Raw genomic sequence first — 16,148 nt, 5'->3', positions numbered from 1 at the left:
GATTCATCTCTGAGAGCTATCCTTATTTCCGGTATTCTGTGATGTCACCACTGAGAATAAGCCGTGCCGGACTGCTCCGTTGCGGGCTTAGCCATCTCCCAAGCTGACATTCGTTGGCGGAAAAACAAAAAAATACCGCCACAAGATGACGGTATTCTCGAATTGATTATTCAAGATTAGATTATCCGTTTCCCACCAAAGTCACTTGCTCCCGCATCCCATCCGGAACTTGTACTTCCACCTCTATGCTGCTTGGCGCAGCCACGCGTACGTTCATGGTATCGCCATCCACGCTCCAGCTCACATCAATCCGGCCGCCTTGCGGCAATGGCACACTGCCTCTTGCCCAGGCCAGATCACAAGGCTGCGGCTCGATGAGGACTCGAGTCCAGCCAGGATCCGCACGTTTCACGCCCAGAATGCCTTGGCCCAGAAAGTAACCCGGTGCGGCCGACCAGGCATGGCAGTGGCTGCGCGTCAGCTGGTCAGGATTAGCCCGGTTCTCCGAGAAATTCGGATACATCTCCCAGCAGGTGGTGGCATCATAACGTACCATCTGTCCGTAATTGTGGCGGATATCGTTTAACATTTGATCATACCGACCAGCATCCACCAAAGCTTCATAATAGAAGAAGGACATAAACGGACTGCCTATCTGGACAAAGGTCGCCTTGGGCTTCAACAGGTATTCGCCAATGATTTCTTTGCGCTCGCCAGATGCCACCGCCGTAAGGTAAGCCAATACCTGTGTCTGCATGCTGAAAATATCCGAACGTCTTCCATCCGCATGAATGCAGTCCAGATAAGCCTGCTGCCGTTCTTCCCACAGGTGGGCATTGATCGCCAATGACAGGTTTTCCCCTGCACGAAGCATTCGTTCGATAGCTTCTGTGTCTTCGCCTGCGATTCGGGCAAGCTCCGTAGCCTTGTTCAGCGCAAGCACGAGCAGCAAATTCTGATGCGTAACGATGCCTTCATTGGGCTGATCGATCGGCGCCCAGTCCAGCAGATTCCACCCCCGCATATCCAGCAGGCCATCCCCATTCAGCTTTTGGAGGTAATGCTCCAGTGTATATCGCACAGCCGGCCAAATTTTCACGGCAAAATCTTTATCGTTCGTATGCTCCACGTACTCCAGGCAGGCGATGGACCAGAAAAACGTCCAGTTCGGAATCACGCTGCTCCAGCCGCTCGGGACCTGATCGATATACAGCGGCGACATGTCTTTCGAGCCGGGGACGAGATTCAGGCATCTTTTGACGATATCAAGGGAGCCAAAAACATAATAATTAACCAAGGCCTCGTTCCGGCTGTCCCCTACCCAAAATACCTGCTCATACGACGGGCAGTCTACAAACGTATCCTCCATGCACAGCCTCGTCGTATGCCGGCTGATATTCCATATTTCGTTTAGCAGCGGGTCGGAGCATTGGAAAGCACCTGTATTCGTCACCGGATATGTGCTTTGGTTGACGTACAGCTCTTGCAGCTTTACAGGTGCGGCCGCTTTTCGAACCGTCAGCACCATATACCGGAATCCCCGGCGGACCGGAGACAAATAACGCTGCCGCCCCTGCCGGCACACGTACCGCATTGTATTGTCCAAGCCGTAGGTATGCTGCCTGTAATCATCACGCATATATTCAAATCCATAGACATCGATAACCGTACCAGCTTCTGCTTCCACCTCGAAACCAATAAATCCGGATGTTTCCCTGCCCACGTCGACTACAATTTCACAATCGCTGGCGCCATGATCGAATAACGGCAGCACTCCCGGCTCAGGTATCGGCAAAATCGCATGCTCCAGCTGTGAAGGAATGCTGTACGGCTCCGCTTCTACCGTCCAAACGTTAGCACCGAACACGTCCTCCTCGCTGTAAAGAGAAGCTGGCAGCGGACGAATCCAGCCTGCCAGATCCTGAAGCTCCTTAAAATTCGCTGCACCCGCAGCCTTCAAATATTCTGGATGGTCCAGCTTCATCGGTTGTGGTTCCTGGTGGTCGATATGAACCGTCGTATCAAAAGGCCCGATGATCGCAAGCGGTGGCCCACCCAGCTGTTGTGTCCCATCTCCAGCAGGCGATCTCCATTCCAATGAAACCTCGGCATGCGCTGCCAGGTGAAAGCCTCCCCCATGATCCCATGATGTAACGTCTATCAGCACAAAATGCTCTCCTGCCGTAAGCTCCAGGGTGCAGTACCGTTCCGGTGATTCTCCGTACCAGTCAGAACAAAGCCTGCCATCCACCCACATGTTCTCTGTCCGCCAGCCAGCCGGGAATCCGAAGGTGACTTGACCGCCTTCTTTCAATACCAGCTCCCCCGCTAAATAACCAACAAAGCTCACAGGATTGGCATGAAATACACTATCAGGCATCATCGCTGCCCTTAAATCCAGAACGGCAGACCATGCCGGTGCCTGAACCCGGCGCAGTGACATCAGGCGGGATGGATAGATTTTTTCTTCCGTCAAAAAAGGAATGTCTCTTGGTACAATCCGCTTCCAAGGGTCCACCCCCGGCGGTCCGATCACCTGCGACGGCTCCCACGTAGAACCCGGTCCGTCTTCCCGGTATTTAACCGTTACCCATCGCTCATCCCACTGCCGGGCATCGTATATATCGGCAAAGCCCTGCTGGCAGGACATACGCGGAGAGTTAGGATTCTGCGCCTGCAGCCTTGAGGTCGCCCATGTATCGTCACTACCCACACGCATCATTAGATTCGATTCAGCGGCTGTGCCTCCCGCTGATTTCACTCCGTATTCCAGCTCTGCCAACAGTCCGCCGCGTCCGCGAATATAATAGAAGTTCGTTACGCCAAAATGCAGCACATGGACGGCAATCACATTGCTTTCTCCCGCTTGCAGCAGATGTCCAACTTCATAGGAATCGTAAAACTGCTCTTCCTTCCAGGAGCGCACCGGGCCACGCCCAACCTGTGCACCGTTGACGTAGAGGACGTAACGGGAGTCCGCTGCAATATGAAGCCAAGCCTCCTCCAGAATTTCTTCAGGTAATTCAAAAGCCTTACGAAAGCAGCGCCATTCATTGCGCGGGCTTTCCTCCGTGCCTCCCCAAATCCACTGTGCGGTCCATGATCTCGCATTCATCCTGCTCTTCAGCTCCCTTTTTAAGCTTGCTTGTAATCGCATACATGATTGTTCTGCTTTTACGTTTCACCAGCCGCATATACCTTTCCTGCCAGGAATTCTGATTTTTTCAAAATGGAAAATCCAACTTTTTTAGAGAATTATATATTCAGTCATCCCAGAAAAAATGCCATGTTTTGCAGATCCCGGTTATGTCCGTTTTCGTCGATTTTAAGATGGGAGAAAAGGGCTATGTCGCTGCAGCAATTCATAGTTCTTACGTAATGATTTTTTTCTTGACTATTAAATCTAGCGGATTTAATATAATGGTAGATAATAGATTTATTTTCCAAAACCCAAAAAAATGATAAAGGCAAACCCATTGAAAATTGGGGACGCAAAACTACAGGGGCTAACGCGAATCCTTCGCCATGCCAGCCAGTTACCGACATAAGGTGCAACGTTATTCGTTGTTATTCAACCCTTCTTATTTCGGTGAGAAGGGTTTTTCGTGCTTTATATCATTGTTCGACAATTACATATGTCAACTCCGTATTGACAAAGGCAAACCCATTGAAAGATGGGGGCGCAAAGCTATAGGAGCTACCGCGATCTATTCGCCATGCTAGCCAGTTACCGATATTGAAGCTCAACGTTTCTCGTAAAACGTTGGCTTTTGGAGGATGTTTGAGATGAAATGGACAAAACGTATATTAGCCATGCTAATCATTTTCACATTGATTGGTGCATTTCCTAAGAATGAAGTTCATGCACAAGCTTCGGTCATGGATCAGTTAGTTGTCCTGCCAACAGGCAATTATAATGTGAAGGAAGCAAACGCCATGATGGATCGGTTAGAGAGAATACCTGCGCCGATCTTGAAGACTTTAAATGATAAAGGTGTAAAAATTATTTTGACCAACGACATTATCACCAACGAACCGGAGCTGAACTACCTGAAGGGCCAGACTCCAAGAGGCTGGGAAGGTACAGGTTTAACTTGGGATGATGTACCTGGTGTCAGTGAAAAAGATGTTGTTGTTCGGATCGGCTACAGTAAAAAAGGCAAAGGCCATAATTCGTTCAATCTTGAAATTCATGAAACCATGCATGCCATTGATCGTTTCGTCTTAAATAATGCGAGCGATACCCAGGAATTCAAGAATATTTTCAATAAAGAAGCAAGTGTTACTTATGGAAATGATGGTTACATGTCGGTCTACCCTGTTGAGTATTTTGCAGAAGCAGCCAGCATGTACGTTTACAACGAAACCACTCGCAATGAGCTGAAAGAAAGCACGCCATTAACCTACGATTATATGGACAAGCTCTTCAATAAATAAAATATAAAGGCGCCTCTCATAAGAGAAGCGCCTTTTATTATGGCTTAAGGATACACACGATCAGGTTTTACTTGTTCCCAAGTTTCCGTCTCGTCTGTGTTTCTACTGTATTCATGGTAGTTGGTCGCTTCGAGCACATCCGTGTAATACCATTTATTTTGCGTATTGTCCGGCCATGTCTTCGCATTTTCATGAATACCTTCTACTGTGACTTTACGATTCAATACACTATTGATGAAAGCCATGGCTTCCGCACGTGTGATGTATTGATCCGGCTTAAACTTGCCGTCCGGGTAACCCTTAATCCAGCCTTTATTGGCAGCAGATACGATATACTTCTCAGCCCAATGGCCTTTAATATCCGAGAACGACGTATTCACCTGCTGATCCAAATCATCAAATCTTGAAGCGATAGCAGCAAACTCTGCTCTTGTAATTTGACGGCCTGGTTTAAATGTTCCATCCGGATAGCCGGTAATGATACCCGCGTTCTCCATGGTAGCGATGTTTTTGTTAGACCAGCGAGTTTTTTCAACATCCTTATAAGCGCTGATGTTTTTGATATAGTCGCTGCGTGTTGCATCATCCATCAATCTATAGAAGATGGCTGCAACCTCTTCGCGGCTAATATTGTTCTCCGGTTTAATCGTTCCATCTGGATAACCATTGATGTAGTTGTAATGGTTGTCGGTTTCCAGCTTCGGTGGCGCTGGAGGCAATGGTGCAACTACCGGTGGTGCCGGTGGCAGTGGTGTCACGCTTGATGAACCCGACGGTGTGCTTGGTGTTGGATCCGGCGTGCTCGGATTTGGATCCGTAGGAGTTACCGGAGGACTATTCTTCGTATAGTAGAAGATATATTCCTGTCCGTCTTCATCCCCGAACGTGTACACAAAAGTGGACTTCACAGGAGTGTATCCTGAGACCGAAGCAGCGGTCAGCGAAATGTTGCTTCCAACCTTGCCTGTTTTAATCGTCGGAGCTGCCACTTCAGTGTTTGTTTCTTGATCCAGGTATTTAACCGTAATCTTCTGATCCTTCTCTACCGGAGCTCCATCTTTAATGAAGTAGATCTCGGTTTCTTGATTCTCTTCAGCAGTGAACGTATAAGTGGATGATGGCGATTCCGGTTTATAAACAACTTCGCCTACTTTAATATTTCCAGGCGTTATCTTGATCATTTGATCAGGTCTTCCTTGGCGAATCTGTTCACCAATTTGTTCTCCAGACTCTTTATCCAAGAACTTCACCAAGACCTGTTGAATACCCTCAATGTCACCTTTTTCATAGTAGAACGTGTATTCCTGTTCTTGATTCTCAGTAATAAGGTAGTCATCGTTGAATATAACTGGCGTGTATACCGATTCGTTATAAGTAATCTTATCTGCGGTCAAGAAGAGTGTTTCGCCTACATTTCCCTCTTGTGCAGTAGATTCAGCGATAGTTTCTCCCGTTTCCTGATCTACGTAATGGATTGCTACCGTACGCTGTTCTACGTCAGGAGTCTCATCTTTGGTGTAATAGAAAGTATATTCTTGGCCTTGCTGTTCAGATACAGGGTATTGAACATAGTATTCTTCAGTTGTATAACCATCAAAATGCGGTGCTTCAAGTGTGATATCCTCCCCAACATTACCATCTTGAGTGGTTGGATCTTGAAGCTGGGTTTCTGTACCGCTGATCAGATACTTAATCGTGATTGTACGCTTTTCTTTCGGTTGTTCGTTTGCTGTGTAAGTGAATACGTATTCTTGACCGACTTCGTTGGTTACCGTGTAGACATCGCTGTCTTTGTCCGGTGTGTAGCCTTCTACATTTGCAGCAGTAACATCAAGCTGCTGACCTGCGGTACCTTCTAATGTAATTGGATCTGCCAGTTTGTTACCTTCTGCATCCTGGAATTTAACAATTACCGGGTAGGTCGTCAATGTGTAAGTAAACANTGACCTGCGGTACCTTCTAATGTAATTGGATCTGCCAGTTTGTTACCTTCTGCATCCTGGAATTTAACAATTACCGGGTAGGTCGTCAATGTGTAAGTAAACACATACAGTTGATTACTATTATTTGTTACTTCATATACATCCGTTTGTTTATCCGGTGTATATCCCTCTACTTCAGCTGCTGTAACATTCAGCTTTTCGCCGGCTGTTCCTTCCAACAGAACTGCGGTAGCCAGCTCTTTACCTTCCTCATCCACAAACTTCACTAGCACTGGATAAGTTTTCACCATGTAGGTAAAGACATACTCTTGGTCGGCTTCTTTGGTTACCGTGTAGACATCGCTGTCTTTGTCCGGTGTGTAACCTTCTACTGTTGCAGCTGTAACATCTAGTTCTTGACCTACGGTACCTTCTAATGTAATTGGATCTGCCAGTTTGTTACCTTCTGCATCCTGGAATTTAACAATTACCGGGTAGGTCGTCAATGTGTAAGTAAACACATACAGTTGATTACCTTTATTTGTTACTTCATATACATCCGTTTGTTTATTTGGTGTATAACCTTCTACTTCAGCTGCTGTAACATTCAGCTTCTCGCCGGCTGTTCCTTCCAACAGAACTGCGGTAGCCAGCTCTTTACCTTCCTCATCCACAAACTTCACTAGCACTGGATAAGTTTTCACCATGTAGGTAAAGACATACTCTTGGTCGGCTTCTTTGGTTACCGTGTAGACATCGCTGTCTTTGTCCGGTGTGTAACCTTCTACTGTTGCAGCTGTAACATCTAGTTCTTGACCTACGGTACCTTCTAATGTAATTGGATCTGCCAGTTTGTTACCTTCTGCATCCTGGAATTTAACAATTACCGGGTAGGTCGTCAATGTGTAAGTAAACACATACAGTTGATTACCTTTATTTGTTACTTCATATACATCCGTTTGTTTATTTGGTGTATAACCTTCTACTTCAGCTGCTGTAACATTCAGCTTCTCGCCGGCTGTTCCTTCCAACAGAACTGCGGTAGCCAGTTCTTTACCTTCCTCATCCACAAACTTTACTAGCACTGGATAAGTTTTCACCGTGTAGGTGAAGACATATTGCTGGTTCGCATCTTTCGTTACCGTGTAGACATCGCTGTCTTTATCCGGTGTGTAACCCTCTACGTTTGCAGCTGTAACATCTAGCTTCTCACCTGCTGCTCCTTTTAACGTAATTGGGTCCGCCAGTTTGTTTCCTTTCGCATCCTGGAACTTCACTACTACTGGATAAGTTTTCACCGTGTAGGTGAAAACGTACTCTTGATTAGCAGCTTTTGTTACCGTGTAGACATCGCTGTCTTTGTTCGGTGTGTAACCTTCTACGTTTGCAGCAGTAACATCTAGCTTCTCGCCTGCTGCTCCTTTTAACGTAATTGGGTCCGCCAGTTTGTTTCCTTTCGCATCCTGGAACTTCACTACTACTGGATAAGTTTTCACAGTGTAGGTGAAAACGTACTCTTGATTAGCAGCTTTTGTTACCGTGTAGACATCGCTATCTTTGTCCGGTGTGTAATCTTCTACGTTTGCAGCAGTAACATCTAGCTTCTCGCCTGCTGCTCCTTTTAACGTAATTGGCTCTGCCAGTTTGTTACCTTTCGCATCCTGGAACTTCACTACTACTGAATAAGTTTTCACCTTGTAGGTGAAGACATATTGTTGGTTGGCTTCTTTCGTTACCGTGTAAACATCGCTTGATTGGTTCGGTGTGTAGCCTTCGACATTCGCTGCAGTAACATTTAGCTTCGCACCCGCTGCGCCTTCCATCTTAACTGCGGTTGCCAGTTCCTTACCCGATTCGTCTTGGAACTTCACGGTCACCGGATAAGTTTTCACTTTATAGGTGAATACATATTGTTGATTGTCTTTATTCGTTACCGTGTAAACATCACTTGATTTGACTGGTGCATACCCTTCGACCTCAACTGCGGTCACATCGAGCTTATCACCCGCTTTTCCTTTCAGATCTTGCGCAGGTGCTACGTCCTTGCCGGATTCATCCTGATACTTGACTGTTACCTTATACTCGTTCGCCGTGTAATAGAACGTATAAACTTGGCCAGACTCTGCTGTAAAGGTATATTTAGCTTCCGATTTTTCAGGAGTATATCCAGCGACATTAGCCGCCTTCAAGTCCACTTCCTTGCCTGTACCGCCTTTTGCGGTCGTTGCTGGGGAAACTTCTTTGTTCGTGCCTTTTTCCAAGTACTTTACAGTTACGGTCTGTTCGTTGGCTGTATAGTAAAATGTATAAGTCTGGTCTTTATCGGTAGTAAAAGTGTACTTGTCGCTTGATTTTTCTGCCGTATAGCCCTGGATGGTTTTAGCTGTAAGCTGTACTTGTTTTCCTTTTATGCCCTTTTCCATAGTAGCGGATGACAGCTCTTTGTTCGTTCCTTTTTCCAGGTACTTCACGTTGACTTGCTGTTCGACGGCCTGTACGTAGCCAAACCAAACCGTTGGCGTCGGATTACCGATCGTCAGTGACACTTTTGTCGGATCTGTTCCCACTTTAAGCTCGTAGCTATCGACGCTAGGCGCGGCCACGTCGTAGGATTTATTGATGTCCAAAGATTCGTTGTTCGACTTATCTTTGAAGTAGTACCCCTTAACGAGTTCCTGTGCTTGCTCCGGCTTATCGACAACCACGCCGTCTTCATTGATCGGCTGGCCGTCATTGTTGACGCGGTAGCCTTTCACCAGAATCGAGCCTTTGCCGAAGCTTACTTTAGGAACCTCAAAATACTTAGTGGTTTTTTTACCGTTGATATCGTCATACTTGAGGATAGTATCGCCATTTGTAGGATATGCAGTATTTGAATCAATGGTTTGCTTAGGATCCAGCTCCACGTTATACGTCAGCGTAGCCGGCGAGCCCTCCATCACGTTTCCTACTTTCCAGGTAAAGGTCTCCGTCTTGCTGTCCCATTCAATGGTCCCCTGAGAAATCGCCGGTTCGTTGACCTTGTTGAACATCGCGCCCATCGGGTCGGTTACCACGGCGTTTTGCGCCGCATAGGAGATTTGTCCGGACAGTTCATTGAATACTTTACTGAGATCTCCGCTGTTTGAAGAGTAGTATCCTTTGTTCTGGACATTGTTCAGCACATATTTGGCATTGTCGTCATTTCCGACTTCGAGGCCGATGGAATAAATGCCGATACCGCCATCTCTGGCAAGTTTCGCCTCGGACAAAGCAGCGATGCCATTGTCCTGAACCTTGAATTTGTTGACGGTATAAGTCTCGTTTTTATAAGTGAAACCGCTCCAATACTCCAAGCCGAAATCTCCACCGGAACCCAGAACCTTATTGTAACTGAACTCCGAAAGAGTAAAACTATACTTATTGCTCGGCCATGTATACGCTGCTGCGTTGGATGCCTTATAGCTGTATGTCGGAGCACCGTCGCTAAGCAAAACGACGACTTTATTCTGCGCTGAGCTTTTTTCAAGCATTGTTCGTGCTTTATTGAGTCCCGCTTGAATGTTCGTTCCTTCATTGCTGACAGTGATATTTTTAATCACTTTAGTTAAATCAGCCTTTTTGTCGACTCCCACGAGTTCGGATTTGACATCAGCCGTTTTATCGAAGGTGACCACTGCGATTTTCGTTGTCGAATCTTTCAATAGCAGGTTATCCACGAACTTCTGCGCTGCGGTTTTGGCATTGTCCATCCGTTTAGAATTGTCCATGCTCCCTGAACGGTCAATCACCAGCACTACATCTGAAGCCGTCTTGATATTCTTGCCTTCCACAGTCAACGTGACTTTCCATTGACCTTTCTTGCCTTCCACGGGCTCGGCAATCTTCTTCAGATTGGTCGCGCCGGGATTGGGCCATACGATCTCGCCCGAAGCAGCTGCCGATGCCGAATTTACAAAGAAACCACCTGGAATCAGGCCTGTAAATAATGCCACGATGCACAGCCATGATAATATAAGTTTATAGCCTCGCTTCATCTCGTCCTCCTTGAAATTTTAAATTTTGTCCCTTGGAACGCAAAAACGCCCGGCTGCATTAACGATGTTAATTGCAGCCGGACGATCATAAGTCATAGACTCTTAGACTCCTGGGCTTTGCGAGCTAATCTTTCGATTAGTGTGCCAAAATATAAAATTGTCGTTAATTGCAGATGAACAAGATAAATATCTTTATGCGCTGCTAGTCCTAAAATAGTATATAAGAACTATTGGCCTAGACCAATATATACCAAGTACAATTGATTGTCAATTACCCAAATATGCAGAATTTTATTCATTATTTCTCCTTCGATGTTCCTCCTACTACAACAATTTCAGGGATGAATGCTCCAAATTCGACATCTACATTCTAGCATACGCTTCTTCTATTTCAGTCTCAAATTAGTCTCATTCTTTTCCCATTCATCATTGCGAAGCTATAATAGCTATACTTCCATGTAATCAACCTCACGCTCCGAAAGACATTCCCCCAGCTTTGCTGAAAGTACCTGTGCAAAATTAGCTACCGCCTTTTTAAGATACCGATAAAAGGTGGCGCGGCTCATACTGCATTCCAGCGCTGCAGCATCCGGATTTCCAGCATGGAGCCAATAAGCGGCGTGCAGGATGGCCCGGTTTTCTTCTGACAAGCCATACTCTTCCACGGATCGCAGCATATGAAGCAAAAACCGCTGCAGCTCCAATCCGCTGCCGATTCCTGCAAACCAGCTCGCATAATCCTCCAGCTCAACCGGTTCGTGGATGGAAAGAAGCATTTTTCTCAAATGCTGTTCCTGTTCTTTGGAATTCAGTGCATGAAACATTTCATTCGTTATCGCCTGCCGCTCATCCCTTCCATTAAAAAAGGAAAGTACCCACTCGCCAAAGTTTTCTGCACGGAAATCAAGCTCCAAAATATCCGCTTTTGCCCAAGTGACATCGCAGGCTCGGGCTGCCGTCGGCCTGATTTTAAAACCAATTCCCTGCAGTTGCTGCTTCAGCACATCATTGGTGGCAATCAATATGGCGCGGCTGCCGTCACCCAGCAGTGACAAACGATCCAATGTCAGCAGTCCGATGAGTTCCTCCCTTGTATAACCAGGCATTTGATTCGTAGCGGTAGTCAGAACGGGATAGTAGGTATCTGCTTTGTCGGGATCACACCTCCACTCCTCTTCCTTAAAGCATTCCGCCAGTTCGTGGGGAAAATAACGCTTAAGGAGCATGCCTGTTTCATAGTAGACCAATACGATAATAAACATTCCCGCCGCCTGCCCCTGACTATCACGTACCACCGCAATGCTTTCGGGAAAACGTCCCATAACCTCGTCTAAAAATTCATGATAAGCATCGTACGAATGCGGATCAATGCTATAGCTGCACCATTCCTCCAGCATTTCATGCAGCTTCGGCAGATCTGAGGCTGCCGCCTGCTCCAAGGAGGGAAGCCCTTCGACCGAGAAGTCGGCATACCCCCTGTGGGGAGAAAGCAAATCCTTGCTTAGTACTAACATCTGGGAAGCAATCTTTTGGCGTTCTTTGCGATCCGATTGCTGAAGCTTCCTGTAGAGAAGTTGCGCTGCGGAGGACTGCAGCTGCAGCAGCCGATCCGGTTCCCGCTGGCCAAAATCCCTCAGCAGATGCATTCGGGCCACATCATGCAATGCCAGCCCACCATCTACCGTACGCACGAATGATAAACCGGCAAGCTCCCGAAATTGCTGTACGGGTACCGGCAAATGGAGTAAGCGGGATATCATCTCTTGGTTAGCCTGGAGAAGAACGGTCAGCACATCCACCATGGGCTGCAGCAGCGGCGAGGTAACCTCATGCAGCACACGAGCACTGATCGATTGCGAAATGATTTGTTTTTCATGTCCACTGGAAACATCCCTCATGGCTGCATCAACCGACAGGGCCAAAGCAAGCGGATGACCGTCACTATGCCGGACCAACTGACCCACGGTTTCATCAGAAAATGCCCCAAAGGACTCAATATAGTCGTACATCTCTTTATCCGTAAAGTGAGCTAACTTGAATTCCGTCACTCTCGGTCCCCATATCGGATGGGCAATCCAAGTCAAGGGCAATCGCGGCCGGGAAGCAAGCAGGATGGCCACTCCCGTAGCAGGAAGCTTAGGCAGGAATGCGTCCAGCAGCCACCCCTCCAACAAAGAGAGCTCCTCAAAAGTATCTATGAAAAGCATTACACGCTTCAGCGGACTGGCTTCTATCAAAATTTGCAACGGATGAGCATAGGAGAACCCCAACTGCTCAAGTGATGCGGCAGCCGATAAATTTTCCAAAAAAGATGCTGGTGTTGGCGTAAATGAACGGCCATCGAGCCAAATGCACACGCAGCCTGCATTTTTTCCAATCTGTGATATGCGAGACATCAAGGAGGATTTGCCGATGCCTCCCATACCCGTAATGGAGAATACCTGTGTCCCTGCTGCCTGATCCTGCATCCAAAGCGACAACTTTGCCAGTTCGTCCAGCCTTCCAATAAAACGTTTGTCTTCATAGGGCATAGGTTGATTTGATTTTCGCTCCATAATTCCTCCGCTGCCAGTCGCATTTTTGTACTCATTATAACTTTGCATCAAAATAGACGACAAGCCCATTCTACTTCCTAGTCATTAGTAAATTTATATAGTCAACTCTATGTTATCTGTATTATGAAACTAAAAACACGTGATGCAAAACTGCGCCATCTTTCTGAAATCCAGTCTATCCCACGTCTTCAATAAACAAAAAGAGACATCCCTTGAGATGTCCCTTCTCATATTAGCAGGGTATATCCCTTACTCCCCCAGCTACTCCCCTAACTGCTTCTGCAGCTGCTCAAAAATCTGCTTCGTCTTCAGCGGATCTTTTTCATTATAAAAAATATACCCGTTATCAAGCTTAATCTTTAGATACGGTGGATTATTTTTAAAAATATACAATCTCGCTTTCCCTACTTCCTTCAAGCAAAAATGCCCTCTTGAATACTGGCCTGTGGCTTCGCCGTTCGTCTTGGCACCGGAAGGAACATGATCTACGAGCGACAATTCACGAATGTCATCGATGCCAAAGTCGTAGGAGTACATCGGATATTGGATATCCACTCTGTGGTCCGGTGTGATCGCAATCGTAGGAGATGTCATCTCTGACCGGATTATCATAAAGGAGACCCCGATGATGACCGCTGCCGTAATACCGATGGTTCCCCAGACGATCAATTTGCCAACCCCGGTCGCTGTATTCACGGTCTCTCCCATTCCCACGCGCTTAGGCACAAAAATACTTTTGTCATGGGGATTATGGTATGTAAAGCCGTTCGCCCAGTACTCATCATCATCCGTGTAGATGACTTTGCCGTCTTGCGCCAATACCTCTTGTTCGAGAGTATGGATTTTGTGATAAACATAATAAATGCTGCCGACCGGAATCGCGGAAAACAATGCAACCACTGTAATCCACAAGATATCCAAGCCTGCGTTCTCATTGATAAAGAACATTTGAGTGAGTAAAAAATGAATATTCTCAGCGATAGCCATAAACAGCCATAAGTAGGACAAAGCTCTGCGTCTTGCTTGATTTAAAACTAAGTTTACATCGGTATTAATACTGTATACCTTTGCCTTGTTTTTGCGCATATAGAACGAAATGAAGAAGAAAAGAATCGTAAGGACCAAACCGCCGGTTGTGACACCCCAAAGCTGATCTTCATCACGAATTGCCCACAGCAGCAAGCCAATTGCCATCGCAAATGGGATAAGGTAGAGCCATAAGGAAGCCGAACGTTTATTTTTTAGATGGGCTACACGCAGATCGCTCAGGATAACACGCTTGTTACCGACAAACCACTCATGTTCACGTTTAAGAGCCAGTGTATCGCGAAATGCCCGCCGAAATGGCATCAACATCACAAGCATGAAGACAGATAACCACACGAAAAAGTACAGAACTTGATATGGAATCCATGCGTAAAGAAGTAAAAATGGAACGAGGCCTATCCCCATCCAAATGCTTGCTTTTGAAAATAAATGATTAAACCTCGCCTGTACACTCTGAATATCCGTATGATCCATGACATCAGCAGGCAAGGTCACGGCAAACAGCATCCCTTTCTTATATTTCGCTTGCGGCTTGTAGGTAGCTAATATCGCAATGTAACAGATGATCGCTGTCAATAATAATAGGGCAGTTAACATCAAGACACCTCATTCCAGAAGGTTAAGTTTAGGGGTGCTGATAAGTCATTTTCGAAAAAATCTGAGCACAAAGCGCTTGGAACCGGGATTCGTTGATGCCCTGTATCGCCGCCTGCGCAATAATTAATTGCAGCTTCTCCTCTAATTGCGGGGAAGGATTCGGATTGTCATGCTCTTGTGGGCTTACCTTCGCTCCATGCCGCCGGTCGATAACAATATATCCTTCCTGTTTTAAAAGTGAATAGGTTTTATTGACCGTCATCGTATTGATGCCGAGCTCCTCAGCCAGCTGGCGGACCGTTGGCAGTTTCTCTTGTGGTTCTAACTGACCCGTAGCAATGCCAATGACAATCTGATTGCGCAGCTGTTCATAAAGGGGTGTATCACTGTCCAATTGTAAGGAAATAACCATGCGAATTCTTCACTCCCCTGCACGTTCATTCATGAATCCATTCGTTCATTAAGTATTACCTATCATAATACAAATAATACTTAAAGTCGAGGTTTATTCTGAGAGGCTCAATGACAAGCCGTATGCAGAAAATAACTCCATTTCATCTAGCTGGAACACCGTTGATTTTATGAACAAGAAAAAAAGACACCGACATGAAATGTCAGTGTCTTTGCACAATGCCTTCGGTTTCTCTTGGGATCATATTTTTCCGTCTATAGATGGACAGCAGCAGCCCCACCGTATATTAAAATGTAATCCATACCCCTGATTTATCATCTGATATTTTAAAACGGGGATAGCGGATGCATTCGGGATCGCCCTTCTCTAAGGCAAGAAGCCACTCAGCATAATTTTCCAAACCATCAGAGGCGATACATCGCAGAAGCCTTTCGTCCAGCTTCTCCATCTCTGGCGCTGTATTAGGCCATTCCTCCGGATAGAACAACCCGTCCGTCACGAGCAGCAAGCCGGCCAGCTGGATCCGATTGATTTTACCGTACTCGATATATTTCTCCGCATCCGGCAGTCCATTCAGCACGGAATATCCGTCATCGGTATTCATCTTATCCTTGTTGCGGAGTAATTGTGGCTGAACCTTCTCCCATAGCGCTGATTTGGTGCGGATACCTGAATCAATTCCCTGTTTCCATGTCGTCATAGAAACATCGCCGATATGGGAGACATGATCACGCGTAATTGTCCTAACCGAGCCATCACGGTATAGCGCCATCAGCATGCAATCTCCTGCCTGCGCATATTCGATATGGTGGTCTGTGATCCGGACGATGGCAATCGCTGCCGTCCACAGCTCTCTTTTATCATCCATCCGGATACCGCTCACGCGCATTTCTTCTCCAAGCTGAAAATTCGCCTCATTCGTCAACGTCTCCAGGTCACGGCAGTCCTCGCTTGTTAACTGTTCAAAATAACGTTGAAGCAGCTGCGATGCAAGTCGCCCGCCAGTTTCATTGTTTGTCCCTCTGAACGGGACGAGGGAAGTCGCGCCATCAATGACGCCATAAAGCTGCTGTTTCTCATTTAAGACAACTGCGTCTTCGTTCCATTCTCCGGTGCCTTGAATTGAAATATGATGTACCGCCATGTTGAACCCTCCTTCGGC

8 protein-coding genes and 3 riboswitches are annotated in these 16,148 nt (G+C 46.5%); of the genes, 1 reads left to right on the top strand and 7 read right to left on the bottom strand.

Going from position 1 to position 16,148, the window contains the following annotated elements; all coding sequences use genetic code 11:
- Window positions 1-181: 181 nt before the first annotated feature.
- On the bottom strand, window positions 182-3,115 hold the full coding sequence (locus E6W40_RS22020; protein WP_246073129.1) for a family 78 glycoside hydrolase catalytic domain: 2,934 nt from the start codon (window positions 3,113-3,115) through the stop codon (window positions 182-184).
- A 341-nt stretch (window positions 3,116-3,456) separates the two neighbouring features.
- Window positions 3,457-3,544, top strand: a riboswitch (cyclic di-GMP riboswitch).
- 103 nt (window positions 3,545-3,647) lie between these two features.
- Window positions 3,648-3,735: riboswitch (cyclic di-GMP riboswitch) on the top strand.
- Between the two features lie 51 nt (window positions 3,736-3,786).
- Between E6W40_RS22020 and E6W40_RS22015 the strand changes: the two genes are divergently transcribed.
- A complete protein-coding gene (locus E6W40_RS22015) occupies window positions 3,787-4,437 on the top strand; it encodes an anthrax toxin lethal factor-related metalloendopeptidase (RefSeq protein WP_136607713.1) in 651 nt (216 codons plus the stop codon).
- A gap of 44 nt (window positions 4,438-4,481) precedes the next feature.
- Here the strand turns inward: E6W40_RS22015 and E6W40_RS30540 are convergent, their stop codons facing one another.
- The 6 genes from E6W40_RS30540 to E6W40_RS21985 all read right to left on the bottom strand — a co-directional run bounded on the left by E6W40_RS30540 (window position 4,482) and on the right by E6W40_RS21985 (window position 16,130).
- Window positions 4,482-6,365: an S-layer homology domain-containing protein gene (locus E6W40_RS30540; RefSeq protein ID WP_136607712.1), complete on the bottom strand. Its 1,884-nt coding sequence runs from the start codon at window positions 6,363-6,365 to the stop codon at window positions 4,482-4,484.
- A 15-nt stretch (window positions 6,366-6,380) separates the two neighbouring features.
- Window positions 6,381-10,375: MucBP domain-containing protein (locus E6W40_RS30535; RefSeq protein ID WP_425464951.1), on the bottom strand; the 3,995-nt coding region annotated here is incomplete at its 3' end.
- Between the two features lie 69 nt (window positions 10,376-10,444).
- A riboswitch (cyclic di-GMP riboswitch) is annotated at window positions 10,445-10,531 on the bottom strand.
- Window positions 10,532-10,821: 290 nt separating this feature from the next.
- Entirely contained in the window at window positions 10,822-12,993 is a 2,172-nt protein-coding gene (locus tag E6W40_RS22000; RefSeq protein ID WP_136607710.1) for an ATP-binding protein, read from the bottom strand.
- A gap of 198 nt (window positions 12,994-13,191) precedes the next feature.
- On the bottom strand, window positions 13,192-14,574 hold the full coding sequence (locus tag E6W40_RS21995; protein ID WP_136607709.1) for a DUF5808 domain-containing protein: 1,383 nt from the start codon (window positions 14,572-14,574) through the stop codon (window positions 13,192-13,194).
- A gap of 28 nt (window positions 14,575-14,602) precedes the next feature.
- Complete coding sequence (locus E6W40_RS21990) at window positions 14,603-14,986, bottom strand: GntR family transcriptional regulator (protein WP_136607708.1); 384 nt, start codon at window positions 14,984-14,986, stop codon at window positions 14,603-14,605.
- A gap of 286 nt (window positions 14,987-15,272) precedes the next feature.
- Complete coding sequence (locus E6W40_RS21985) at window positions 15,273-16,130, bottom strand: PP2C family serine/threonine-protein phosphatase (RefSeq protein WP_136607707.1); 858 nt, start codon at window positions 16,128-16,130, stop codon at window positions 15,273-15,275.
- Window positions 16,131-16,148 lie beyond the last annotated feature (18 nt).

The sequence above is a fragment of the Paenibacillus dokdonensis genome (assembly GCF_004916975.1).
GTDB classification, from domain to species: domain Bacteria; phylum Bacillota; class Bacilli; order Paenibacillales; family Paenibacillaceae; genus Paenibacillus_AQ; species Paenibacillus_AQ dokdonensis.
The sequence above is the reverse complement of the archived record's forward strand: the minus strand, read 5'-3'. Positions and strand labels throughout refer to the sequence as shown.